Source organism: Ruminococcus sporogenes (assembly GCF_054655175.1).
In genome coordinates, this window is sequence record NZ_BAAHOA010000003.1 from 410,883 (window position 1) to 433,811 (window position 22,929).

General features: G+C 43.4%; 29 protein-coding genes. All 29 read left to right on the forward strand.

Features of this window, described 5'->3' with window-relative positions; genetic code table 11:
* The 29 genes from ACYQ0N_RS12185 to ACYQ0N_RS12325 all read left to right on the forward strand — a co-directional run bounded on the left by ACYQ0N_RS12185 (position 1) and on the right by ACYQ0N_RS12325 (position 22,919).
* The gene (locus tag ACYQ0N_RS12185; protein WP_460162813.1) at positions 1-777 is read left to right on the forward strand and encodes a class B sortase; all 777 of its coding nucleotides are present in this window, start codon (positions 1-3) and stop codon (positions 775-777) included.
* A gap of 1 nt (position 778) precedes the next feature.
* On the forward strand, positions 779-1,318 hold the full coding sequence (locus ACYQ0N_RS12190; RefSeq protein ID WP_460162814.1) for a hypothetical protein: 540 nt from the start codon (positions 779-781) through the stop codon (positions 1,316-1,318).
* A gap of 11 nt (positions 1,319-1,329) precedes the next feature.
* Positions 1,330-1,662, forward strand: coding sequence for a DUF3852 domain-containing protein (locus tag ACYQ0N_RS12195; protein WP_124100697.1), 333 nt, complete (start codon positions 1,330-1,332; stop codon positions 1,660-1,662).
* A 21-nt stretch (positions 1,663-1,683) separates the two neighbouring features.
* A complete protein-coding gene (locus ACYQ0N_RS12200) occupies positions 1,684-2,256 on the forward strand; it encodes a hypothetical protein (RefSeq protein WP_460162815.1) in 573 nt (190 codons plus the stop codon).
* Between the two features lie 87 nt (positions 2,257-2,343).
* Entirely contained in the window at positions 2,344-2,586 is a 243-nt protein-coding gene (locus ACYQ0N_RS12205; protein ID WP_460162816.1) for a hypothetical protein, read from the forward strand.
* 18 nt (positions 2,587-2,604) lie between these two features.
* Complete coding sequence (locus tag ACYQ0N_RS12210) at positions 2,605-2,847, forward strand: hypothetical protein (RefSeq protein ID WP_460162817.1); 243 nt, start codon at positions 2,605-2,607, stop codon at positions 2,845-2,847.
* Complete coding sequence (locus ACYQ0N_RS12215; protein ID WP_460162818.1) at positions 2,844-3,095, forward strand: DUF6809 family protein; 252 nt, start codon at positions 2,844-2,846, stop codon at positions 3,093-3,095. Before ACYQ0N_RS12210 ends, ACYQ0N_RS12215 begins: the two co-directional genes overlap by 4 nt.
* Positions 3,096-3,147: 52 nt before the next feature.
* On the forward strand, positions 3,148-4,551 hold the full coding sequence (locus ACYQ0N_RS12220; RefSeq protein WP_460162819.1) for a DUF3991 and toprim domain-containing protein: 1,404 nt from the start codon (positions 3,148-3,150) through the stop codon (positions 4,549-4,551).
* A 9-nt stretch (positions 4,552-4,560) separates the two neighbouring features.
* Complete coding sequence (locus tag ACYQ0N_RS12225; RefSeq protein WP_460162820.1) at positions 4,561-6,348, forward strand: VirD4-like conjugal transfer protein, CD1115 family; 1,788 nt, start codon at positions 4,561-4,563, stop codon at positions 6,346-6,348.
* A gap of 3 nt (positions 6,349-6,351) precedes the next feature.
* Positions 6,352-6,609 carry a helix-turn-helix domain-containing protein gene (locus tag ACYQ0N_RS12230; protein ID WP_124101270.1) on the forward strand — a complete coding sequence of 86 codons (258 nt, stop codon included), beginning with the start codon at positions 6,352-6,354 and terminating at the stop codon, positions 6,607-6,609.
* A 68-nt stretch (positions 6,610-6,677) separates the two neighbouring features.
* Positions 6,678-6,917 carry a hypothetical protein gene (locus ACYQ0N_RS12235; protein WP_124100702.1) on the forward strand — a complete coding sequence of 80 codons (240 nt, stop codon included), beginning with the start codon at positions 6,678-6,680 and terminating at the stop codon, positions 6,915-6,917.
* Positions 6,918-6,922: 5 nt separating this feature from the next.
* Entirely contained in the window at positions 6,923-7,516 is a 594-nt protein-coding gene (locus ACYQ0N_RS12240) for a DNA-3-methyladenine glycosylase I (RefSeq protein WP_460162821.1), read from the forward strand.
* A 204-nt stretch (positions 7,517-7,720) separates the two neighbouring features.
* On the forward strand, positions 7,721-8,638 hold the full coding sequence (locus tag ACYQ0N_RS12245) for a conjugal transfer protein TrbL family protein (RefSeq protein WP_460162822.1): 918 nt from the start codon (positions 7,721-7,723) through the stop codon (positions 8,636-8,638).
* Positions 8,639-8,694: 56 nt separating this feature from the next.
* Positions 8,695-9,387: a metallophosphoesterase family protein gene (locus tag ACYQ0N_RS12250; protein ID WP_460162823.1), complete on the forward strand. Its 693-nt coding sequence runs from the start codon at positions 8,695-8,697 to the stop codon at positions 9,385-9,387.
* A gap of 37 nt (positions 9,388-9,424) precedes the next feature.
* Positions 9,425-9,688 (forward strand): hypothetical protein, encoded by a 264-nt coding sequence (locus ACYQ0N_RS12255; protein ID WP_124100705.1) that lies wholly within the window; start codon positions 9,425-9,427, stop codon positions 9,686-9,688.
* Positions 9,689-9,692: 4 nt separating this feature from the next.
* Positions 9,693-10,280 carry a hypothetical protein gene (locus tag ACYQ0N_RS12260; RefSeq protein WP_460162824.1) on the forward strand — a complete coding sequence of 196 codons (588 nt, stop codon included), beginning with the start codon at positions 9,693-9,695 and terminating at the stop codon, positions 10,278-10,280.
* Entirely contained in the window at positions 10,270-12,093 is a 1,824-nt protein-coding gene (locus ACYQ0N_RS12265; protein ID WP_460162825.1) for a VirB4 family type IV secretion system protein, read from the forward strand. The genes ACYQ0N_RS12260 and ACYQ0N_RS12265 overlap by 11 nt, the downstream gene beginning before the upstream one ends.
* A 54-nt stretch (positions 12,094-12,147) precedes the next feature.
* Positions 12,148-12,387: a hypothetical protein gene (locus tag ACYQ0N_RS12270; protein ID WP_177532917.1), complete on the forward strand. Its 240-nt coding sequence runs from the start codon at positions 12,148-12,150 to the stop codon at positions 12,385-12,387.
* 33 nt (positions 12,388-12,420) lie between these two features.
* The gene (locus ACYQ0N_RS12275; protein ID WP_460162826.1) at positions 12,421-12,591 is read left to right on the forward strand and encodes a hypothetical protein; all 171 of its coding nucleotides are present in this window, start codon (positions 12,421-12,423) and stop codon (positions 12,589-12,591) included.
* Positions 12,592-12,729: 138 nt separating this feature from the next.
* Positions 12,730-13,050: an RNA 2'-phosphotransferase gene (locus ACYQ0N_RS12280; protein ID WP_460162827.1), complete on the forward strand. Its 321-nt coding sequence runs from the start codon at positions 12,730-12,732 to the stop codon at positions 13,048-13,050.
* An 82-nt stretch (positions 13,051-13,132) separates the two neighbouring features.
* Positions 13,133-14,335 carry a HipA domain-containing protein gene (locus tag ACYQ0N_RS12285; protein ID WP_460162828.1) on the forward strand — a complete coding sequence of 401 codons (1,203 nt, stop codon included), beginning with the start codon at positions 13,133-13,135 and terminating at the stop codon, positions 14,333-14,335.
* Between the two features lie 80 nt (positions 14,336-14,415).
* Positions 14,416-15,981 carry a hypothetical protein gene (locus tag ACYQ0N_RS12290; protein ID WP_460162829.1) on the forward strand — a complete coding sequence of 522 codons (1,566 nt, stop codon included), beginning with the start codon at positions 14,416-14,418 and terminating at the stop codon, positions 15,979-15,981.
* Positions 15,982-15,986: 5 nt separating this feature from the next.
* Positions 15,987-17,144: an antirestriction protein ArdA gene (locus ACYQ0N_RS12295; RefSeq protein WP_460162830.1), complete on the forward strand. Its 1,158-nt coding sequence runs from the start codon at positions 15,987-15,989 to the stop codon at positions 17,142-17,144.
* The gene (locus ACYQ0N_RS12300) at positions 17,141-17,377 is read left to right on the forward strand and encodes a DUF6103 family protein (protein WP_460162831.1); all 237 of its coding nucleotides are present in this window, start codon (positions 17,141-17,143) and stop codon (positions 17,375-17,377) included. The genes ACYQ0N_RS12295 and ACYQ0N_RS12300 overlap by 4 nt, the downstream gene beginning before the upstream one ends.
* Positions 17,378-17,546: 169 nt before the next feature.
* On the forward strand, positions 17,547-17,813 hold the full coding sequence (locus ACYQ0N_RS12305; RefSeq protein WP_124100713.1) for a hypothetical protein: 267 nt from the start codon (positions 17,547-17,549) through the stop codon (positions 17,811-17,813).
* A gap of 360 nt (positions 17,814-18,173) precedes the next feature.
* Positions 18,174-18,578 (forward strand): hypothetical protein, encoded by a 405-nt coding sequence (locus ACYQ0N_RS12310; RefSeq protein ID WP_460162832.1) that lies wholly within the window; start codon positions 18,174-18,176, stop codon positions 18,576-18,578.
* Between the two features lie 38 nt (positions 18,579-18,616).
* Entirely contained in the window at positions 18,617-21,481 is a 2,865-nt protein-coding gene (gene mobP3 / locus ACYQ0N_RS12315) for a MobP3 family relaxase (protein WP_460162936.1), read from the forward strand.
* Positions 21,482-21,595: 114 nt separating this feature from the next.
* Entirely contained in the window at positions 21,596-21,904 is a 309-nt protein-coding gene (locus tag ACYQ0N_RS12320) for a hypothetical protein (RefSeq protein ID WP_177532727.1), read from the forward strand.
* A 325-nt stretch (positions 21,905-22,229) separates the two neighbouring features.
* A complete protein-coding gene (locus ACYQ0N_RS12325) occupies positions 22,230-22,919 on the forward strand; it encodes a hypothetical protein (protein WP_460162833.1) in 690 nt (229 codons plus the stop codon).
* Positions 22,920-22,929: the final 10 nt, after the last annotated feature.

Genomic DNA, 22,929 nt, shown 5'->3' on the forward strand with positions numbered 1-22,929 from the left:
ATGAAGAAAACTAAAATAATGAGAACGGCGGCAGCTATTACAGCTGCCGTTTTAATTTCGGGAGGCGTATATTTAATGTTTCGCAACGATCTTGCCCAGAAGCTAAGTTACAGAAAGCTTAAGCCGTTTATGCCCGACATTGCCGTGTTTGACGAGCGTATGCCCGATCGTGCGGAAATAACTGACGAGCCTGACAATTCCGCGCGTTTGCCAGAGGATAAAAAGCGGGAGCTGACAGAACAGGTTCGTGAGGTTTGCTGCAATTTTGACGGTTCCATAGGCTGGCTGTATGTTCCTGATACGGGCATAAACTATCCCGTTATGTATTCGGGAGATAACGATTATTACCTTCACAGGTCGTATGACGGCGGCTATTTGTATTCGGGGTCCGTTTTTCTTGACGGCAGATGCGCGCGGGAGTTTTCAGACGGAATAAATATTCTCTACGGTCACAATATGCGTAACGGCTCTATGTTTGCAGATGTAATTAATTTTACGGACGAGAGCTATTTTGAAGCTCGCGCCGTCGGCTGGCTGACTGTTTCGGACAGCGTGTACCGTATTGACTTTTTCTCGCTTTCACAGCCGGAATGCTACAGCGGCTTTTACGACGTGACAAAAGATATATCCGTCTGGCTTGACGGTCTGAAAGAAAACTCTTTTATTTGGAAAAATATCGGCGTATCTGAAAAAGATAAGTTTATTTCACTGTCCACCTGTACCGGAGCGGAGGGAACCTCCAGAACTGTGCTGACGGGAAAGCTTACAGAGGTATGACATGAGCAGAAAAGAAAAAAAGACGGAATATGCTTCAGAGCTTGAGAAATCCTTTGAACGCTGGGAGTATTTAAAGGAACACGGCGGCTCCGATCCGTCTTATTCAGACGGAGTCAATATGAATCTTGTAAGAAATCATATTCTGTATTTCAAGCATAAAATTGAAAGCGGTATGTCTGAAAAGGATTATCCTCAGATATATTTTTGCAAGACGCCGCCGGAAACAGATCGGGACTATATGGCGAGAGCCGATGAAATACGGGAAAACGCAAGAAGTTCTCTGGAGATCATGGAACAGGATGAGAATCTGCTGTATCTCCGTGAAAGGATCAGGGAATTGTCCGACCGCCAGATAAAAGATATGAATATTTTAGTTGTAATTAATTACCCGAAAGCTCTGCATACTGCAATAGCTGAAGACGATCTCATAACGATGCGCAGATTTGAAAATACAGACAATTACCTTAAAAGCTTCAGACGGACCGCTGAAAAAGCGGCTATGGCAGAACCGGAAGAAAATCTGCAGCTTTCAATGTTCTGAATGGAGGAAAAATGAAAAAGAAGAAAATAACCGCGCTTTTAATTTCCGTATGCCTGCTGACTGTATTCTGCTGTATAACGGCATACGCCGACGGAGATGTCGCAGGCGCTGTGCAGAGTACATGGTACTCTGCAAAAAGTCAGATAAAATCGATCGTTAACAACGTCGTATTCCCTGTGATAGACGTAGTTCTGGCAATTCTGCTCTTTGCCAAGCTTTCTTTGGCGTACATGGACTACCGCAAGCACGGTCAGTTCGAATGGACGGCTCCGGCAATAATTTTCGGCTGTCTGCTGTTTTCACTGACCGCTCCGCTTTACGTCTGGTCTATCGTTGGAATGTAAAAAAATAAAAAGGAGAAAAATATGATAACAGAATATATAACGGCTGTATATAAGGATAGAAAAGTAGAATGTCTGAAGCTTGGCAGGCTTTATTTATGTTCTGATACCCTAACGGGACATCGTCTGATATTTAATATGGATAATTTTAAAGAACTACTGACTAAAAACGGATATACGGTCAAAACGCAGGCCTTGGAGCTGAATTTGGCTTCCGGCTTCAATGAACTGGAACTGCGTCAATATATAAACGGAGAAAGCTGCGTATATCTATTTTCCGGACTGGCCGTAAAGGCGGATCAGAAGGAACTGGATTTCCGATGCAAAGAAAATATAACCTTAGACGAAGCCGCTGAAATATGGAAGCTTGAAGGGGAATTCAAACTTGTAAATCGGATCAATATACCGGATAACGAGCGGACAAAAAAGTTTCTTAAGGAAGAAAAAGAACTGTATAACAAGCTAAACACGGTTTTGGGGCTGTTTGTTACTGATGCAGAAAGACTTGCCGCTGTCACATCGGCATACGAATTGCATACGCAGCAGGAAATGGAAATGTCCTCCGAAGATTTCAGGCATATAGCCGGTATGCAATAAAAACGGGAAAAAATGCCGCGGAAGATTGTTGGGTTATGATATAGCTATTTGGCGGATAGTGTGGTATTGTAGTGTCGGAGGTGAAAAATGGAGATCAGAAAAATATATGAGAGCTTTGCCGAGGACCTGGACATACCGCTGCGGGACAGCAGCGAATATAACCTTAAATATAATGAGCTGTTTAGGCTGATAAAACAGGTATCCGACAAGGAGCTGGCTAAAAAGCTGGAGGACGGAGTGCAGGAGTTAAGCGAAGCGGTATCATCTGTATCGTCCGAGGCCGGAATAAAGCTCGGAGCGCAGTTGATAATTACGCTGCTAAAGGATTGACGATCGGAGGTGAAAGGGATGGATATAACAGACGAGCTGTACGATAAATTTACACAGGAACTGGACCGGTCGCTGTACTTAAGCTCCGAGTACGGCGACATCATAGACAGATTCAATAAGCTGTTTGATAAGTACGCTGATAAGGAAGGCGCTCAGAAATTAGACGAGTTGATCGGAGAGTTCGGAACAGTCGTAGCAAAAAATATCGGAATATCTGCAATGAAGCTCGGAGCAAAGCTTATAGCCTCCCTGCTGAAATGAATGATATTGTAACCGAACTGTACAGCAAGTATATGGAGGAAATAGCGTTTGAAACGACAAAAAGAAAAAAGTTTCGTGAGCTTAACAAAAAAATATTTGAGGTGTTGACAGCTCAGAAGAAGCTCCCGAATGAAGTTCAGGAAGCAATAGAAAAATATGAAGAGCTAAATGCGGCAATCAACAGTATTTTTTCAGAGGAAGCCTTCCGCATGGGCTTCAGGCTTGGGGCAGGTTTAAAAAGGAATTGAAAAATAAGGAAAGGCGGCCGCAGGGCTGCTTTTCTTTTTCAGGAGGTGGAAAATGCCGTATATCCCATTTACAGAAGAACAAAAAATTGCTGCGAACAGCGTAGATTTAGCCGATTTTCTGAGGCTGAGAGGAGAAAAGCTGGAATCGGCGGGGCGGGAACACAAGCTCGTTTATTACGACGGCAGCGGCAAGCACGACAGTATTACTATAAACGGATCAAGATGGTTCGACCATAAAAATCAGGTGGGCGGCGGAGCCGTAAGGTTCATGCGGTATTTTTACGGTATGGATTTTCAGACCGCGGTTCAGGAGCTGTTAGGTCGCACGGTTACTCCCCTGTCCCACAGTCCGCCTAAAGCGGCTGTGCGGGAGGAAAAACCGAAAGAATTCAAATTACCCGAAGCAAACGGCAATATGCACAGAGTGTTCGCCTACCTCATAAAACAGCGGTTTATTGCTCCTGACATTATCTCGTACTTTGCAAAACGGCATACGCTTTATGAGGATAAGGAGCATCACAACGCCGTTTTTGTAGGAATTGATGAAAACGGGGTACCGCGACAGGCAAGCAAGCGTTCAACTAATTCTTTCGGAAAAACTTTCAGAATAACCTGCGGGGGTTCGGATACTCGGTACAGCTTTGCACACTTCGGCGAATCGGAAAAGCTGTTTGCGTTTGAGGCTCCCATAGACCTTTTATCGTATCTCACGCTGAATCCTCAGAACTGGCAGAAACACTCGTATATCGCCATGAACGGCGTGTATGAAAACGCCATTATTACCGCTCTGGAAACTCATAAGCATATATCTGAGATTATTATCTGCACCGACAACGACGAGGGCGGGATCGACGCTGCGGAAAGGCTTACGGATATATTAAAGGAAAAGGGTTATACGAATATATCAAGGAAATTGCCGGAGTTTAAAGACTGGAACGAATGTCTTAAAGCTGAAAACGGCGTTGAAGCTCTTGCGGCTGTTCCTCACAGGAGAAAAGAAATCTATTATGAAACTTTGTCAGAGCTGCGGTATTTCAGGTGCATTCCGGACCGTATTATCGACAGGCTTTCTAAGACGCTCCGAAACGGACAGTATCGGTATTTAGCCGAGTACGCGCTTGCGGCCTCGGCATTCTTTATCGGCGGAAAGAACGAAAACGCCATGTTTGACAGGCTCAAAAGCAAGCTGTTTAATGAATACCGGGCATATTCCGACAAGGGTAAAACGACTTCCAAGAAGGATGATCTGAAAAACGCATATAAGGCGGTAACTCGTGATCTGCGGTATAATCAATCCCGTACCAAGGAGGAAATCATACAGACCTCAAAGCTACTGTTTCAGCTTGCGGACTGCGCGGTACGCTGTGAAACGGAACAGGAAATGTCCGCTCCTGTGATCTCGCAGGAAGAAGCGCGGGAAGAAATATCCGAGGCGATAAGCTTCGGGTTCGGATAGGAGGGCTAAATGAATCAGACTCAGATAATCGGAATTATAGTCATGCTTGCGGTATTCGCAGTTATGATGATTTTAGCTTACTGTTCCAACAATTATTCCCTCAATGGAATAAAGAATAAAACTGTGGGAAACGGCCAGTACGGCACAGCGAGATTTGCAACAAAAGCAGAGGTAAAAAAGACATATACCAAAGTCCCATTTGAGCCTGAGAAATGGCGTAAGGGCGAGAGTTTACCGCACAGCTCCAACGGAGATGTTGTTCAGGGTACTGTAGTCGGCTGCAGAACAAAAGGAAAAAAGACTGTCGCGCTTGTGGACGAGGGCGACGTTCATACCATGATGATAGGCGCTGCCGGAGTGGGCAAGACCGCATACTTTTTATATCCGAATATAGAGCTAGCCTGCGCAAGCGGTATGTCTTTTGTCAGCACAGACACAAAAGCAGACGTTGTTCGAAACTACGGAACTATCGCTTCAAAGTACTACGGCTACAACGTTTCCGTTATCGATCTCCGTAATCCTACACGCTCGGATGAAAATAATATGCTACACCTTGTCAACAAATACATGGACGTTTATCTCAAGGACAAAAATGATCTGTCCGCAAAGGCAAAAGCGGAAAAATACGCCAAGATCACAGCAAAAACCATTATCAGCATAGGCGGCGCCGATTCCTCCGCAATGGGTCAGAACGCGTTTTTCTACGATGCGGCGGAAGGGCTGCTTGCTTCGCTTATTTTACTGATCGCGGAATTCGGAGAGAAAAACGAAAGGCATATCGTTTCCGTGTTCAAGCTTATTCAGGACCTGTTAAAGCCTATAGAGAGCGGCGGAAAACAAAAGCCGAAAAACGGCTTCAAGGTATTGATGGAAAAGCTGCCTGACGAGCACAAGGCAAAATGGCTTGCAGGCTCCGCCCTTCATTCCGCGGATCAGGCGATGATGTCGATCATGTCCACGGCGCTGTCAAGACTCAACAGCTTTATCGACTCGGAAATGGAGCAGATTCTGTGCTTCGGCACGGCGATCGACGCGGAACGTTTTTGCTCCGAGAAATCGGCGATATTCATTATACTGCCGGAAGAGGATCAGTCGAAATATTTCATGGTTTCATTGCTGATCCAGCAGCTTTACAGGGAAATTCTTGTGATCGCCGATGAAAACGGAGGCAAGCTTAAAAACCGCGTTATGTTCTACTGCGATGAGTTCGGAACTTTCCCTAAGATAGAGGGAGCTGAAGCGATGTTCTCCGCAAGCCGTTCAAGACGGATAAGCATTGTTGCGATTATTCAGTCCTTTGCGCAGCTCGATAAGAATTACGGCAGAGAGGGACAGGAGATCATAACCGACAACACGCAATTAACTATATTCGGAGGCTTTGCCCCGAATTCACAGTCTGCGGAAATTCTGTCCAAATCATTGGGAGAACAGACGGTATTGAGCGGTTCTGTTTCGCACGGCAGAGATAAAAGCCAGTCGCTGCAGATGATCGGCAGACCGTTAATGACAACGGACGAGCTTAAAAGTATGCCCAAAGGACAGTTCATTGTTATGAAAACAGGAACTCACCCCATGATATCTCCCCTGAAGCTGTTTTTCAAGTGGGGTATCAGCTTTGAAGAACCGTACAGCCTTGAGGATAAAGGCTCAAGAACGGTCACATATATGAAAAAGGAGACTTTGACGCGGGCGGCAGAGCTTAAATACGCCAAAAAGAAAATCGAGGCTCCGGAGGATCAGGCGGTAAGCTATGAGGATATGCTGAGAAAAAAGCTGCCAAAGACGGGAGGCGCATAACGCTTGAGGTTTTCAAGAGAGATATACGAATACGATCTGCCTCACAGGGCGGTGGCTGTGTATATGTACCTGTCCAACCGCGCGGGAAGAAAAAAGAAGTGTTTTCCCTCCGTTAAAACTATATCGGAGGATCTGAGCGTTTCAAAGTCAACGGTATTCAGGGCGCTGAACGACTTGGAAAAAGCAGGGCTCATAGAACGCAGGGAAAGGTACAGGACAAGCGGCGGAAGAAGCTCGAACCTTTATCTTATTAAAAGTTGAAAACCGGATTTTATTATGGTATAATGTAAAATAATATGGCTTGAGAAATTGTACAAAGGAGAATTAAAATGCCGGACGAATATACCCTTGACCGTGAAACCTACCGCTCTGTAAAGAAAATGGACAGAGAACAGCTTCAGAAGCTTCTGACGAGCATATATGTATCGGGCAAAAGGGACGAGGAATCAAAGGCTGTCGATTATGACGAGCTGAAAGCCGCTATAGGACGGATAAAGGGCATAGGAGAAAGCAGACTGAACGAAATTATGAACGTTATACAAAGCTTTATGGATAAAGCGGAAGGCTGAGATTTATGGAAAATGCTAAAAGGTGCGGATGGTGTCGGGACAACGGTCTTATGCAGAAATACCATGACGAGGAATGGGGCGAGCCTGTTCATGACGACAGAAAACAATTTGAATTTCTGATGATGGAGGTCATGCAGTGCGGATTAAACTGGTCGTTAATGCTGAAAAAGCGGGAGATATTCCGAAAGTGCTTTGATAACTTTGATTATGAAAAAACAGCGCTTTACGGAGAAACTCAGATTAACGATATTCTGAATACGCCGGATATGATAAGGTCGGAGAGAAAAATCAGAGCCATTATCAATAATGCAAATATGTTTTTGAAGATCAGACAGGAATTCGGCTCCTTTGATAAATATCTGTGGGGTTTTTCGGATAACAAGACAATTGTGTATAAGGCTCATGCGGACGAAGGCGTTCCGGCAAGCAACGAGCTGTCAGACAGAATAAGCGTTGACCTGAAAAAAAGAGGCTTTAAATATCTCGGCTCAATAACGGTTTATTCTCATCTGCAGGCCTGCGGAATTATAAACGATCACTGCACAGAATGCTTCAGATACGGGCAGCTGATCGGCAAAGATAACGTTATAATAAAATAAGGAATACCGTCGGATAAATCCGGCGGTATTTTCATATATACGGAGGGTGAAAATGAATGCAAAGAGAAAACGGCGCGGAATATACAGGATATCTAAAAGGTATTCGCTGATACGGATACGCAGACGGCGCCGCTTTTACTGTTTTAAAAAATCATCAGAGGAAAAAATACGAACAGATCAGTTTGATCGGAAAGGAAAACGGCAATGTTTGAATGGATAGGCGACGCTGTGGAATGGGTAGGAGAAAAGCTGTTCGGGGTGGTGGAATCGGTAGGTTCGGCGATCTCCTCGGCTGTCTGGGACGTTATGCTTGAATGGATGTACGATACTATATACGGAGCGGTTGCCGATCTGTTCGGAATGATAAACGGAATGGGCGCGGGAATCTTTTCGCTTGCATGGGTGGAAGCCTTCCTTAAGCTTTTTTCACTGTTCGGCTGGGCGCTGTTTGCAGTAGGGCTTGTTGTCGCTGTGTTTGATACGGCGATCGAATATCAGACGGGACGGGCGAATATTCAGGGAACGTGCCTTAATGTTCTTAAAGGCTTTATGGCTGTAATGCTGTTTACTCAGCTTCCTGTGGAGCTGTATAAATTCTGCATAACGCTTCAGAGCACATTCTCAGGCGATCTTCTCGGCTCGTTTATAGGGGCGAACAAGGGCGATCTCGGAGCTACGGCGACAATAGTACTGCACTCTACGATAGGTTTATCAGGACTGCTTGGAATACTGACGGTTATCGCCCTTGCCTACTGCGTTCTAAAGCTGTTTTTTGCCAATATAAAAAGAGGCGGAATACTGCTGTGTCAGATCGCCGTGGGAAGTCTGTATATGTTTTCCGTTCCCAGAGGATACTCGGACGGCTTCAGCAGCTGGTGCAAGCAGATTTTCGCTTTGTGTCTGACTGCGTTTTTACAGACCAGTCTGCTGTTTTTGGGACTTCTTACATGGCAGACCAACAGGCTTTTAGGACTTGGAATAATGCTTTCGGCAAACGAGGTTCCGAGGATCGCTCAGCATTTCGGACTGGACACAAGCGTAAGAGTCAATATGACGAGCGTCTCCCACACTGTGAATACCGCCGTAAGGGCGGGTCAGTTCGTAGCGAAAAAGCTTGCGTGATTTAGTTGACTTTGCCAGATTCCGGTGATATACTGTGTAATCAGGAGGGATGACGGATGATATATATAACCGGAGATACGCACGGAGATTTTAGGAGAATAAAGGAGTTTTGCAGGCTAGTCGATACGACGGCCGAGGATGTTATCGTTATACTTGGCGACGCCGGAATAAATTATTACGGTAACGAAAGCGACGGACGGTTAAAATATATTCTTTCCAAGCTTCCTGTTACACTTTTTTGTATTCACGGAAACCATGAAATGCGTCCTCAGAAGCTGCCGGACTATGAGCAGATAATATGGAACGGCGGAATTGTATACAAAGAAAGCAAGTATCCGAATCTGCTGTTTGCAGCCGACGGAGAAATATATGACCTGGACGGACTGAAATGTCTCGTAATAGGCGGAGCTTACAGCGTAGATAAGGGATACAGGCTTATGAAGGGATACGGCTGGTGGGATGACGAGCAGCCGTCGGAAGAAATAAAAAGAAAAACAGAGGCTGTACTGAAAGACAATCCTATAAATATTGTTCTTAGTCATACCTGTCCGTTAAAATATCAGCCTGCGGAGGCTTTTCTAAGCTGTGTAAATCAGAAAACGGTTGATACAAGCACAGAGGAATGGCTGGATCATATTGAAGAAATTACAGACTATAAAAAATGGTACTGCGGTCATTATCATATCCGCAAAAGAACAGATAAGCTTCAGTTTATGTTTGATGACATTGAAAAATTAAAAATCCGCTGATTTGCAGCGGATTTTTTAATACCCGAAAGGAGAAAGTATGAAAAAAACATATATCTATCCCCAGAATATGAAAGCCGGATCAAGGCTGTGGCTGTGGAGTATAAGGGATTTCCTTATCATATGCCTCGGACTGATACTGTCCGTGGTTTTGCTAACTCAGCTCTGGACCTTTCTGCCCTTTGCGGTAACGGCTGTGTTTGCGTTTTTATCAATAAGGCTTGAAGAAACCACGGTCATGGACTATATAGTCTGCGCCTTCCGCTTTTTTGTAACGGCGCAGCAGATATATTACTGGAGGTAACAAGATGAAAAACAAAAAATCAACGCAAAGCCTGTTCGGACTGAAAAGCTTCGGCAGATACGGACTGAAAACGGAAAAAGGCGAGCTGTCCTTTTTCAGCGTTCAGCCCACCAATATATCCGTATTGTCAAATGAAAATATTGATACGAAGATACGCCGCCTTATGACGCTGCTGAGCATGATACCGGAGCTTGAAATAATCTGTCTTGACAGCTGCGAATGCTTCGACGGCAACAAGATCAATATCAGAAACAGGATAGACTGCGAAAAAAATCCCGCTGTCATAAAGCTGCTGGAACAAGACATGAAGTTTTTAGACGACATTCAGCTTGAAATGTCTACCGCAAGACAGTTTATGTTCTGCGTAAGAACAAAGGACAAAAAGGAATCGCAGATATTTCAGCAGATAAACCGCGCTTCCAAAATAATATCGGAGCATGGCTTTGACGTCAGAAGAATGAATAAGGAGGATATAAAGAGAATGCTGGCTATTTACTTTGACGTTTCTATGAACGGAGATAAAATCGAGGACGCGGAGGGAGAAAAATATATTGAGCCGATACAGGATAAGGAGAAGCCGTATGCTGTTTAAAAAAAGAGCGATGACTCCGGAACAGGCGGAGGAAATCAGAATACAGGAGTTTTTTGACCGCGTCGTTCCCGGCACGGTCCGTTTTTTTACCGACCATTTTATCTGCGGCAATTCGTATAAATGCGTGTGGGCGGTCAGAGAATGGCCGCCTACCACCGAAGAACAGGCTATCCTCGCCCATCTTGCCGACAGAAGCTCGGTTACTTTAAGAATATATAACCGCCTTGTGGACAGCGCCGAGCAAAGGCAGATAATTCAGCATGCCGCAAGAAGAAACAAGCTTATGTCGACTGTAAACGACGTAACGGAATCGATTGCCGCGGAAAGCAATTTACAGGACGTTGTTCAGCTTATTGCCGATATGCGCCGAAACAAGGAACCGCTGCTGCACTGCGCCGTGTTTATCGAACTGAAAGCGGTAAGCGAGGACAAGCTTAAGGAGCTTCAGTCGGATATACTAATGGAGCTTACGCGCTCAAAAATAACTGTCGACAGACTGATCCTCCGTCAGAAAGAAGGCATGCTCTCAGCTTTGCCGTTCGGATACAATGTGTTCGGCAGTCTGTATGAACGCGTTCTTCCGGCAAGCTCGGTCGCAAATCTCTATCCGCTGAATTACAGCGGAAAAACCGATGAAAAGGGCTTCTATATCGGAAAAGATAAGTTCGGAACAAACATTTTGGCGGACTTTGATAAGCGAAGCGACGACAAGACAAACGCAAACGTTCTCATTTTAGGAAACAGCGGTCAGGGAAAGTCGTACCTTATGAAGCTTTTGCTTACCAATATGAGGGAGAGCGGAAAAAGCATAATAATTTTAGACGCTGAACAGGAGTACAAGGAGCTGACGGAAAATCTGGGAGGAACCTATCTCGATTTCATGTCGGGAGAATATATGATAAATCCCCTTGAACCCAAAACCTTCGGAGAAGCTGAGCGTGACGGGCAGTCTCCGGAAGCGTTCAGAAGGGTAACAAGGCTAAGTCAGCACATATCATATTTAAAGGACTTTTTCAGAGCATACAAAGACTTTTCTGACAGCGAGATAGATACGATAGAAATTATGTTAATGAAATTGTATGCAAGATTCGGTATTGACGACCTCACTGATTTCAACAGGCTGAATCCGGAGGATTATCCTACAATGACCGATCTTTATGAACTGACGGAAAAGGAATTCATGATTTTCGACGAGGAAAAGAAGCGTTTGTACACAGAGGAAATACTGCAGAACATCTGTCTGGGACTGCATTCTATGTGCAGAGGAGCTGAAGCAAAGTATTTCAACGGGCATACTAACGTTAAGGATTCAAAGTTTCTGTGCTTCGGAGTAAAAGGTCTTATGGATACAAACAAAAGGCTTAAAGACGCTCTTTTGTTCAATATTCTGAGCTACATGTCAAATCAGCTTTTAGGCGAAGGGAACACCGCCGCGGCAATAGACGAGCTTTATTTATTCCTTTCAAATCTGACAGCCATCGAGTACATCAGAAACGCCATGAAAAGAGTGCGGAAAAAGGAATCTGCAATGGTGATCGCAAGCCAGAATATCGACGATTTCCTGCTGCCCGAGATCAGGGAGCTTACTAGACCGCTGTTTGCTATTCCTATCCATCAGTTTCTGTTCAACGCGGGCAACGTAGAACCAAGAGCGTATACAGATATGCTTCAATTAGAAATGTCGGAGTTTTCGCTCGTAAAATATCCACAACAGGGCCTGTGCCTTTATCGCTGCGGTAACGAGAGGTATCTGCTTCAGGTTCACGCGCCGGAGTACAAGGAAAGGCTGTTCGGCAGGGCGGGAGGTAGATAGTTGAATTATTATTATTTGTATGGTATACTATTATAAAAACATACAGAGGTGATTATGACGGCTGATATGGATAAGCTGCAGAAAGAACGTGAAGCGTCGTATGAATATGGACTGCCTGAATATTTACAGCACGATCTGGACGAATACAAACAGGCTCTGCAAAACGGTTCCGATATTCTTGACTGCTTGTGGGGTGAGCTTTACGGCAGTATCAACATAGCTGAAATCAATGATGGATTTATTACTTCCGAGCATGCAGATTATTTGCGCAGGAAGTTTTTGTGGAGGGAATAAAGTGAAGGATAAGATAGATTTTACAGGATGCAGATGGTGATCGCAAGCCGGAATATCGACGATTTCCTGCTGCCCGAGATCAGGGAGCTTACAAAAACGCTGTTTGCTATTCCTATCCATCAGTTTCTGTTCAACGCGGGCAACGTAGAACCAAGAGCGTATACCGATATGCTTCAATTAGAAATGTCGGAGTTTCGCTCGTAAAATATCCCCAACAGGGTCTGTGCCTTTATCGCTGCGGCAACGAAAGGTATCTGCTTCAGGTTCACGCGCCGGATATGTGGCTGTGTTGATTTTAATGTCTGAATATGGTATACTTTAGTAAACGGGACGGTGATAGAAATGGACATAACAAACGGCTTTACAAATCAGGTCAATGCAGAGAAACTCTCTCCTCCGGATTATCTTTATTACGCTATAGGAGAAAACCGTGTAAATTCAATCTGGACAGACGGCATATATGCACAGGGAAATCGGTATGTCCATCTGTCAAATAACCCTGAAACAGCTTTAAGAATCGGAAGAATATACGGAAAGCCTCACGTTTTTAAAATACGGTCAGGCGAAATGTACCGCAGAGGCTTTAAATTTTATCTTTCAGAAAACGGAGTATGGATGACAAAACGCGTTCCGGTGCAGTTTATCTCAGACAATATGACGTGAGGATAAAATTTAATAATATATGTTCTTGATATGCTCCTGATTTTGATGTATAATATTTTTAATCGCCAAAGGGGGTGCGGTAATGCGTTATGTGCTGATGCAGAAGAACTATCCGGTGATGGATCTGGATATCAGAGCGGACGGAACGGAAATCTGTTTCGGAAACAGAATATATGATAAAAGACGTATACCTGTCGGAATCGCAGTATCCGAAGATACGCCTTCTCAGAGAGATCTCGCGCACTGGTGGAAAAAACGCTCGATCCCTGCAAGCAGAAGCGGAATAGACAGGGTCTTGCGTATGCTTAATATGCATGCGCCGCAGGAGCTGCTGACCAAATGCTTCGGCTTGAGTCTTTCAGACCAGTATTGGGTAAAACCGACTGATATGCAGACAGACTGGGAAGAAATAAATTTCTTTGATCACGAATTTTCAGAGGATATAGGCAATATACTGTTCGGGAACAAACCAGAATCAGGCAGCTTCAGTCTGATGTCGCCTGATTGTACAGCCGACGGATGGCTGAAGAAAAAATGGAAGATCATAGGCGGAACAAGATGCCTTGTCAAAGGCGGCGCAAGCTTCTTTCAGGAACCGTTCAACGAGGTTATCGCGAGCATGACCGCTCAGGCGCTGAAAATTCCTCATGTGGAATACCGTCTCGCTTTTGAAGGGAAAAATCATATGCCCGTCAGCGTATGCGCGGATTTTATTACACGGGATACCGAACTGATTCCGGCGTCTGCCGTAAACCGTGTTCTGCCCAGAGAGGAAAGCGAAAGCAAATATCAACATTTTGTGAAGTGCTGCCAACATCTGAAAATCCCCGGATATGTGAAAAGTCTTGATGAAATGCTGACGCTTGACTATATCATAGCAAATCAGGACAGGCATATGGGAAACTTCGGTGTTCTGCGAAATGCGGATACTCTGAAATATATAGGCTTTGCTCCTGTGTTTGACTGCGGCACCAGTCTGAGATACGATACGCCGACGGGATATATCGATCCGGACTTAAATGTTGAATCGCAGCCGTTTGCGGATTTTCACGATGAACAGATCAGGCTGGTAAAACACCCTGAAGCCTTTGATCTGAAAGCTCTTGACGGAATTGAGGATAAGATAATGGAGATTTTTCAGGATGAAAGAGCAAGCGCGTATATAGATGAAAAGCGTCAGATCAAAATACGCGAGGTGCTGAAAAGAAGATGGGAAAAGCTTGATATGATTTTTACACAGGATATGTATATGGAGAATAAAGAAGTTCCGGAAATAAGTATGTAATAGACTATATATAGCTAAAGGACGGCTGAAGTAAAACAGCCGTCCTTTTCATATATATACAAAGGAAAGAAGGGTTGTGTATGAGTATTACGGCAGCGGCAGTAAAAAAAGCTGCCGCCATTTTACTTCCAAGCAAAAGTGCGAGAAGGACTATAGGCTTTGTCGCAGCTTTTTTAATAACGCTCGCTCTGCTTCCGGTAATGCTGCTGCTGGCAATGGGTCATCAGCTGACAAAGGCGGAGGATGAATACGGAAATATAGATTTCAGTCAGTTTATGCAAAGTTTGTCTCCGGAACAAAAGGAGCGTTTCTCACAGATGGAGGACGACGGCAAGGCTATTGAAAAGGAAATGGAAAAGCTCGGAATTAAGGATATGATCGTCAAAGCTCAGATAATATATCTCACATATTTTGACGACGTTCACAAGGATGAGGATTTTTTTGCGGAATACTGTTCGCTTTTCAAAGAGAACGATAATGAAAAGCTGATTGAAAATCTCAATAACAAATACAATCTGAGCATTGATTACAGCGAATTTATGCGGTCATATTCTGTGATAGTTAACGTCAGCATAAATCCGTATCTGTTTGTGAATTTTGATTTAAAGAACAACATAGACCTGTCAGTCTGGGCAGAAAACGCATATAAAACTCAGTGGGGCTGTGTTCCCCATACCGACGGCAGTCTGCTGACAGATGAAAAATACAAGGCGCTAAAGGAAAAATATCCGGAGGATATAACCGAGGACTGTGACAAATGGCTCAGCCGCAGAACTGTTGACAATTACAATCTACTGAAATCATATCTATGGTACGACCACGAAAGCAGAACGATTTCAGAGGATAATTATTCAATTTCCGATATGACTGTTCAGGAGCTGTTCGATTCAGCAACCGTTAAAGGCAGTATTGATACTATTCCGGAAACGAAGGGTTCGTCTGTTTTAAAAGAGAATATGATAGGAATTTATGTGGGAAACGGTAATGTAATATATGCAAAATCTGTTAAGGACGGGATAGTAAAAGAAAACATCTCAGCCGGAGGCTGGACCTCGTGGTTTGAAATACCGTGGATTCAATACAGCGATGAAAAAAACTTCGGCAATGAAATCAAATTTGAAGAATATGACGAAAAGAAGAAAAATAATCTGGGACTTGTTCAGTGGGCAATTCAGGCTCACGAAAACGGCTGGGGGTATGTTTACGGAACCTACGGCAACGTTCTTACGGAAAGCTTGCTCAAGGACAGAGCCGCTGTGTTCGGCAGCGAAGTCACAAGCTACATGGATTTCATTCGTCATAACTGGCTCGGTAAACGCACCGCAGACTGCGTCGGTCTTATCAAAGGCTACGGTTGGTACAACCCTGATTCAGGCGAAATTGTTGTCGGTTCAAACGGCATGATGGACGTGGGCGCAAACGCTATGTTTGCGAACGCAGCTGTCAAAGGCACGATAGATACCATACCGGAAGTACCCGGACTTGCCGTCTGGTCGGACGGTCACATCGGTATATATATCGGCAACGGCGAAGTGATCGAAGCCATGAATACGCTCCGAGGCGTTACAAGAACAAAGCTTGCAGGACGCGAATGGACGCACTGGCTTCAGATTCCGTATATCAGTTATGTTGAAGAAAAGGAGTAAAATAAATGAAAATATATTTTAAAAATGGAATGTCAAAGGATTTCCCCATGACAGTTTTTGAATTGGAGGACGCTTTGGATATGCTCGGAACGGATAATCCCGTGGTAGATTTCAGGATTTCCGAGCATGAAAATATGGACTTGCCAAAGAGCCTGTGCAGAGATTTTACTGCAGATATTTACAAGCTGAATCTGTTTGCGGAACGCTTTGAAAGGCTTGAATATCCTGAAAGAGCAGCGATGGAAAGTCTGTTGGCTTCAAACCCTGAGTGTGAATTTGAAGATATGCTTCTGATGACCTACGGTTTGGATTCTGTTCCCGTATGGCCGTGCAAAGATTACTATGAGCTCGGAGAAGCAATGATAGAAAACGATATGGTAGAAGAACTCAGAGAGCTGCCTGACGAATATATCGATCTGATCGACCGTGAAAAGATCGGCAGACTTGTTCACGACAAAGTAAACGGTATGTTCATTTACCGTTACTACTGCGTTCCTTCCGAATATGAGCGGCCGACTATTAATATTGAAATCGGCAGGCCTGAAAAATGTTTTTTTCGCTTGCTGATCGCGCCGGCGCCGACAGACAGTGAATCAACCGAACAGTTCGCGCAATGGATTTCTTTGCCCTGCAATAAAGAAAATCTGAATGACATTGCTAAGGATCTTGGTATAGGCAGAGTTCAGGACATGGTTTACTATGATTTTCAATCTGCATTGCCGCGGATCACAGTTGAAAGCTTCGATAACATGAATCATATTGAAGAACTGAACGCCCTGGCGGAAAAGCTTTCAACGCTCTCTCATGCTGACTTTGTCAAGCTGAAAGCAGTAATGGAAAGTCAGGAATTCACAGAAATATCCGACGCGGCAGAATGCCTAAACTGTCTTGACAGTTACGGATTTGTCGGAAATATCTGCAATGCAAACGAGTTCGGCAAAGAATATCTTTCAAGAAATCTGCCGACGAATTTTGATTTATCTGTGCTTGAGGAAATGGATTTACAGGATTTCGGCAGTAAAATTCTGAGCTATAAAGGCTCTCTGGCAACCTCTTATGGAGTGATATACGGCAATAATATGGACCTGTTCTCTGCCCTGACCGTACAGCCGGAACGGGAAGAAATACAGGAATTGAGTATGGAAACGGAGATGAGTCTATGAAAAGATCGGTTGCAGTTTCGGTCAATGAAGAAAAATTGTCAGCAATAGAAATGTATTTAGAGCAGAAGAATACTACGCTTGCGGCGGAGCTTGATAAGTATGTCGATCAGTTATATCAGAAAAACGTGCCGCAGAATGTTAGAGATTTTATTGACATGATGTCATCAAAGAAGCCTTCGGCAAAACGTGGGAAGCCCTCGCCTGCCGAATCAGAAAAGCAGTCTGAGCAGTAACTCCCCCCTGTTCGCACCGTGTGCCGCTGTCTGAGATTGTTGCTGCGGAGCGTGAAGCGGAAATGAAAACGCAGGACTACATTCCGTTTGGCATAACCTTCGGATGAAAATAACCGATAAACCCGAACAGCTTACGTTCGGATTCCCAAAAACGTAAAGGAGATTTTGTATGAATTATAGAGGCTTATATATTTCAAAGTGCCGTGACACAGGCATTGAACGAGAGGACAAGAACGGCAATACGGTAACCGCAGAGGGCTGGTTTTATCAGGTTTTCACAGATGATTCGATGGCTGAGGAAATAGACAACTTCTGTGGAGCCGTAGGATATGAGCTGTCCGATGACAGTGAGGAAACCGCTGAGCAGTTCGCCCGTGAGGTCGTTGATATGGAAATAAAGGAATATCAGCGCTATAAAAACGAGCTTACAATGTGAGAGAACGTGATTTAACCGCCCTGTCGCCAACCGTGTGCCGTCGTGTGCGATTCTATAGGCACAGGCAGGGTAAGTTTACCCTTAAGGACAAGCAGGGCTGATTTAGGGCGTTTTGCGCAGAGTTTCAGAAAGGCGGAAATACAGGAATCAAAGAAGATTTGAGGTGAAATATTGTCTAGCAAGTTAAAACGTCGGGGTTGCAACCCCGACGCAGACACAGCGGACGGCAAAGCCGACCGCAATTTTTCGGGACTTGGGCAGTTTCATGGTAAGGGGTTGTAAATCCAGCCTTTCTGAAATTTAGGGGTTGTAACCGCAGAAAGCAAAGAAATTACGGCATTTTTAAAGGAGTTGGAGCATATGAGTTTTGAGAATAAGGTCAAATTTGCTCTTTGGGCGTATCCTGAAACGCTGAAGAACGTAGAGGTTCATTACAAAAACGACAATTGCAGATCGCAAAGCGAGTTTATAGAGAAAGCAATTAAGTTCTACATCGGCTATCTCAGCGAGGAAGATAACATAAACTATCTCTCCCCTATGATAACCGAAACGGTCAAGGCGCAGATAAAGGGTACGGAGCAACGTCTTGCACGTTTGCTTTTCAAGGTCGCCGTGGAGCTTGGAAAGCTGTCGCATATGACCGCCGCTGTAAACGAGGTTGACGGTGATACGCTTAACAGTCTCCACGCTATGTGCGTAAACGAGGTGAGGAAAATAAACGGCATCATTGATTACGAGGACGCGGCTGAATATCAGAACAGCTGATACTTTAACGAATGGAGATGATATAACTGGCGAAAATAATCGTAACAAGCCGTTATTTAAAAAGCGGCAGCGGAAACAGAAAACAGTTGTACCGCTATGTAAAATACATAGCGACCCGCGAGGGTTCAGCGCCGATACCGAATACAAACGAACACGCTCCTGCCGCTAAAAAACAGCAGGAGCTGATTTTTTCTCTGCTAAAATGTTTCCCCGACGGCAAAGAGTTATTTGAATACGAGGACTACCAAAAGAATCCCACTATCAAAAACGCTTCCGCTCTCATATCGGAAATACTTGACCGGAACATGGACCGCCTTACAAGCCGTAAAAACTATGTAAGCTATCTTGCTAACCGTCCGGGCGCTGTTAAATTCGGTAAGCATGGTTTGTTCTCGCAGTCGGACGAGCCTGTCGAGCTTGAAAAGACCGCAAAAGAGATAGCGGCTCACGGAGGAAACGTCTGGACTCATGTCGTTTCCCTGCGCAGGGACAGCGCTCAGGCGATGGGCTATGACAATTTAAAAGCGTGGCGGGACTTAGTCAAGCGGCAGATCGCTAATATTGCAAAGAGTCAGAAAATCGAAATGAAAAATCTCAGATGGTACGCCGCGTTTCATGATAAGAAAACCAATCCTCACGCGCATATAATCGTGTACTCCGCCAACGAGCGCGAGGGATTCCTCACCAACCGCGGAATAGAAAAAATACGAAGCGGCTTTGCAAACGATATCTATCAGGACGAGCTGCACCATTTATATCAGCGCCAGACCGACCTGCGAAATCTTCTGAAAAAAGAGTCGGCAGAGTTTATGCGTAGGCTTGTAAATGATATTGCAGGAAACGCCTTTGAAGATACGGAGCTGATAAAGCTTGTTGGTAAACTTAACGATCAGCTTAAATCTGTAACGGGCAAAAAAGTATACGGATATTTAAAGCCGGAGGTCAAGCAGACGGTCAACGCAATTTTTGCAAGGCTTGCGGAAAATGATTCTATTCAGAAAATGTATAAGCTGTGGTGTGAAATGGAACAGCAGAAGCACGACGTTTATTCCTCTGCAAAGCTTCAGTTTCCGAAGCTGACCGACAACAAGGAATTTAAATCTGTCAAAAACATGATCGTTCAGACTGTGCTGGATATGAATAGTCCTTTTATTGATATTGAGAGTGAAGAACCTGAGCCGACAGAGTATTTCAATGAAGATACCGATAATTTTATTTCAGTAAATTCTGCTCTTGATGATCTTATGGAATATGATTTTAATCGAAACGTTGAAAATGAAGTGACAGCTGATACTGTCAATACTCCTAAAAGCAAATACCACATTAAATGGAGTAATGCATACAAGGAAGCCTGCAGACTGATCTATGATAAAAACGCAAAGCCTGAAGATTTTCAAAAGGCTGAACAGATTTTACTTTCTGAATCAAAGTCAGGCAACGTGCTGGCAATTCATGATTTAGGAAAGCTGTATTCCACAGATAAGCTTGGTGAAAAGGACGATGAAAAGTCATATCAGTACTATGAGGAAGCGTTACAGGGTTTTATTGAAATAGAACCGATATCAGATAAATTAAAACCTTATCTGCAATACAGAATCGGCAAAATGTATTGTTATGGGCTGGGAACGGAACAGGATTATGAAAAAGCTTTTGTTTGGTTTTTGAAATCGGCTCAGGAGGGAAACAAGTTTGCGCAATACAGTCTTGCCAATTTGTATTACTACGGCAACGGCGCGAAAAAGAATTTTAAGGAAGCTTTGGGATGGTATATGAGATCGGCGAAACAGGGACAGCCCTATGCTGCTTACGCCGTAGGTAATATGTATGAAAATGGTGAATTGGCGGAAAAGGATAAGAAAAAATCACAGGGATATTACAATCAGGCTCTTTCGGGATTTTTAAAGCTTGAAGCTAACGGTCAGGCGGACGATAACCTGTTTTACAAAATAGGAGTGATGTACAAAAACGGTTTTGGAACAGAGGCTGACATGGATAAGGCTATAGATTATTTTAAACGTTCCGCAGAGCTGAACAACAAAAACGGGTTATATGAATACGGCAAGGCTCTGCTGCTTGGAGAGAATATTACTCAGGATATACCAAAGGCTATGGATTGTCTTGAAAAAGCGGTAAGGCTAGGAAATCTGAATGCCAAGCGATTTCTTGCGCTTGAATATATCAGCGGAGAACATATTGAACAGGATATTGACAAGGGTATTGAAATGCTGACCGAATGCGCTGACGGCGGCGATCCCCTCTCCTGCTTTATGCTCGGCAGAATATATTTCAAGGGGGAATTTGTGAACAGGGATCTGAGCAAGGCTGAGAAATATCTGCTTAAGTCAGATAAAGACAATGGACACGCTTGCTATTATCTCGGCAGGCTGTACCTCGAAGAAGAAATATATGATCTTAACAAAGCTGTTGAATGGCTTGAAAAGGCGGTAAATTATGATGAAATTAAGGCGTATGCTTCATATTCGTTAGCTAAAATACTTTTGGAAAATAACAAATATCATAATTCGGAACGTGCGGTTAAGCTGCTGGTATCGGCAGCGGATGAAAACAATTGGGCTTCGTTTCTGCTGGGATGGCTTTATCTTTTCGGTACGGAGGATATTGAGAAAGATAAGGAGATGGCAATGGAATGGCTTAACAGGTCGGCTGACGACGGAAACGTTTATGCTCAGAATTTTCTGAATGAAAGCAGAAGCTTTGAAAACACAATGCTGTCAAATACGGTTTTAAGCTTGTTTATCAATCTAAACCGATGTATTGAAGATGATTACATAAGAAGATACAGATCGGTCAGGATGTCCGCAGACAAAAAGCTTAGGCGTATGATAAATGAAAAGAAACAGGCTCTGGGAATCAGGGAGGAACAGGGACAGAGTTATGTATAAATTCTGATAAGTTAATTATTAGTAAAAACAAACAATTATTTCTTTGACAAACTGACTTCATGCAGGAGAACAGTCAGAAAGAAAAAATGTACAGCAGATAGGAGGAATGTAGTTGTGAAGCAAACCATTAAAGAATTTATTCAGGAACATCAAGACGCAGAACTCCATCTTATGACGCCCGGAGGTTATATAGACATGTTAGCAAAAGAAGCTGACTTGCTCTTGAACGGTGAAGATGTAGCTGCACATTTTGGTGTGAGAGGAACAGATTATATGATTTCCGCCGAAGAAGTTTTGAAACAGGAAATCTACAGTGTCAATCAAGATGAACAAAATGCCCGTTTTTATATAATAACTGAAATGCCGGAAAAAGAAGTGCAGGCTGAAAGTTTCGATTGTACAATGGGAGGAATTCAGCTATGAACATAAAGTTGATTACAGAAGAAGATACAGATCGGTCAGGATGACGACAGACAGAATGCTAAGACGTATGATAAATGAAAAGAAACATGCGCTGGGGATCAAGGCGGAACAGGGACAAGGTTATGTATAAATCTGCTAAAATTTTATTGCTATTTTTATGCAAATTATAGATTTTTTAAAAATTGCCAAGAATTTTTAATTAAACTCTTGAATTATTATGTATATTGTGCTAATATTTTAATTAATATAGGTATATTAAGTGATATTTTATAATACTTAATATGATATATAAATAATCTTAATAACTATATTAGATGGAGGTTCTATGAAAAGAAAACTTGTTTTAATTATGGCAGCTGTTATTTTAGCTTCGAATTCAACAGCCTGCAAAAATTCTGAAAACACATTATCGACCGATAATGATAAAAGCCGGAGTACACAAAGCAGTATTTCCGAATCGGTATCGGAAAGTACGGAAAGCGATACTCAGAGCAAAACTGAGGTTCAGTCGGAAATAAATGAGTACGACGGAACATTTAACGAGGATGTTTTTGATAAGATCGTCAGTAACGTTGTTATAGGCGATAAAACTTTTTCATTTCCATGCTCGCTGGAGGATTTGGGTGAGGGTTTTTCTTATCAAAACGAAACAATGATAGTTGATGAAGAATCTGAACTCAGAAGCTGTGTTCTGCTATATGAAGGAGAGTCTTTGGCTACGGTAACAATGCATTGTGCGGTAGATGATAAAGATTATAGTGATAATAAGATAGGTTCAATAGGGTTTACATTTTTGAATGACGATTTACCAAAAGGAATAAGCTTGTCAGTTGGCAGTATTGAAATCAATGACTACAAGGAAAAGGTTATCCAATATTTCGGAGAGCCAATTGAAAAAGTCAATATGAATAATAAAAAGATAGAATATAAATATGAAATATCAGATACGAAACATCTGGAATTTGTAATTAATTCCGAAGGTCTGATAAAAAGAATTAGTTTTACATATTTTTAGGAGGAAAATA

What these genes read in the sequence shown, in the direction of transcription:
- ACYQ0N_RS12265 (WP_460162825.1), top strand. Translation starts at nt 10,270, where the DNA reads ATGCTGTTTAAAAAAAGAGCGATGACTCCGGAACAGGCGGAGGAAATC.
- ACYQ0N_RS12290 (WP_460162829.1), top strand. Translation starts at nt 14,416, where the DNA reads ATGAGTATTACGGCAGCGGCAGTAAAAAAAGCTGCCGCCATTTTACTT.
- ACYQ0N_RS12325 (WP_460162833.1), top strand. Translation starts at nt 22,230, where the DNA reads ATGAAAAGAAAACTTGTTTTAATTATGGCAGCTGTTATTTTAGCTTCG.
- ACYQ0N_RS12240 (WP_460162821.1), top strand. Translation starts at nt 6,923, where the DNA reads ATGGAAAATGCTAAAAGGTGCGGATGGTGTCGGGACAACGGTCTTATG.
- ACYQ0N_RS12305 (WP_124100713.1), top strand. Translation starts at nt 17,547, where the DNA reads ATGAATTATAGAGGCTTATATATTTCAAAGTGCCGTGACACAGGCATT.
- ACYQ0N_RS12195 (WP_124100697.1), top strand. Translation starts at nt 1,330, where the DNA reads ATGAAAAAGAAGAAAATAACCGCGCTTTTAATTTCCGTATGCCTGCTG.
- ACYQ0N_RS12220 (WP_460162819.1), top strand. Translation starts at nt 3,148, where the DNA reads ATGCCGTATATCCCATTTACAGAAGAACAAAAAATTGCTGCGAACAGC.
- ACYQ0N_RS12275 (WP_460162826.1), top strand. Translation starts at nt 12,421, where the DNA reads ATGGTGATCGCAAGCCGGAATATCGACGATTTCCTGCTGCCCGAGATC.
- ACYQ0N_RS12225 (WP_460162820.1), top strand. Translation starts at nt 4,561, where the DNA reads ATGAATCAGACTCAGATAATCGGAATTATAGTCATGCTTGCGGTATTC.
- ACYQ0N_RS12245 (WP_460162822.1), top strand. Translation starts at nt 7,721, where the DNA reads ATGTTTGAATGGATAGGCGACGCTGTGGAATGGGTAGGAGAAAAGCTG.
- ACYQ0N_RS12235 (WP_124100702.1), top strand. Translation starts at nt 6,678, where the DNA reads ATGCCGGACGAATATACCCTTGACCGTGAAACCTACCGCTCTGTAAAG.
- ACYQ0N_RS12210 (WP_460162817.1), top strand. Translation starts at nt 2,605, where the DNA reads ATGGATATAACAGACGAGCTGTACGATAAATTTACACAGGAACTGGAC.
- ACYQ0N_RS12205 (WP_460162816.1), top strand. Translation starts at nt 2,344, where the DNA reads ATGGAGATCAGAAAAATATATGAGAGCTTTGCCGAGGACCTGGACATA.
- ACYQ0N_RS12200 (WP_460162815.1), top strand. Translation starts at nt 1,684, where the DNA reads ATGATAACAGAATATATAACGGCTGTATATAAGGATAGAAAAGTAGAA.
- ACYQ0N_RS12185 (WP_460162813.1), top strand. Translation starts at nt 1, where the DNA reads ATGAAGAAAACTAAAATAATGAGAACGGCGGCAGCTATTACAGCTGCC.
- ACYQ0N_RS12300 (WP_460162831.1), top strand. Translation starts at nt 17,141, where the DNA reads ATGAAAAGATCGGTTGCAGTTTCGGTCAATGAAGAAAAATTGTCAGCA.
- ACYQ0N_RS12260 (WP_460162824.1), top strand. Translation starts at nt 9,693, where the DNA reads ATGAAAAACAAAAAATCAACGCAAAGCCTGTTCGGACTGAAAAGCTTC.
- ACYQ0N_RS12295 (WP_460162830.1), top strand. Translation starts at nt 15,987, where the DNA reads ATGAAAATATATTTTAAAAATGGAATGTCAAAGGATTTCCCCATGACA.
- ACYQ0N_RS12310 (WP_460162832.1), top strand. Translation starts at nt 18,174, where the DNA reads ATGAGTTTTGAGAATAAGGTCAAATTTGCTCTTTGGGCGTATCCTGAA.
- ACYQ0N_RS12285 (WP_460162828.1), top strand. Translation starts at nt 13,133, where the DNA reads ATGCGTTATGTGCTGATGCAGAAGAACTATCCGGTGATGGATCTGGAT.
- ACYQ0N_RS12255 (WP_124100705.1), top strand. Translation starts at nt 9,425, where the DNA reads ATGAAAAAAACATATATCTATCCCCAGAATATGAAAGCCGGATCAAGG.
- ACYQ0N_RS12280 (WP_460162827.1), top strand. Translation starts at nt 12,730, where the DNA reads ATGGACATAACAAACGGCTTTACAAATCAGGTCAATGCAGAGAAACTC.
- ACYQ0N_RS12190 (WP_460162814.1), top strand. Translation starts at nt 779, where the DNA reads ATGAGCAGAAAAGAAAAAAAGACGGAATATGCTTCAGAGCTTGAGAAA.
- ACYQ0N_RS12215 (WP_460162818.1), top strand. Translation starts at nt 2,844, where the DNA reads ATGAATGATATTGTAACCGAACTGTACAGCAAGTATATGGAGGAAATA.
- ACYQ0N_RS12250 (WP_460162823.1), top strand. Translation starts at nt 8,695, where the DNA reads ATGATATATATAACCGGAGATACGCACGGAGATTTTAGGAGAATAAAG.
- ACYQ0N_RS12270 (WP_177532917.1), top strand. Translation starts at nt 12,148, where the DNA reads ATGACGGCTGATATGGATAAGCTGCAGAAAGAACGTGAAGCGTCGTAT.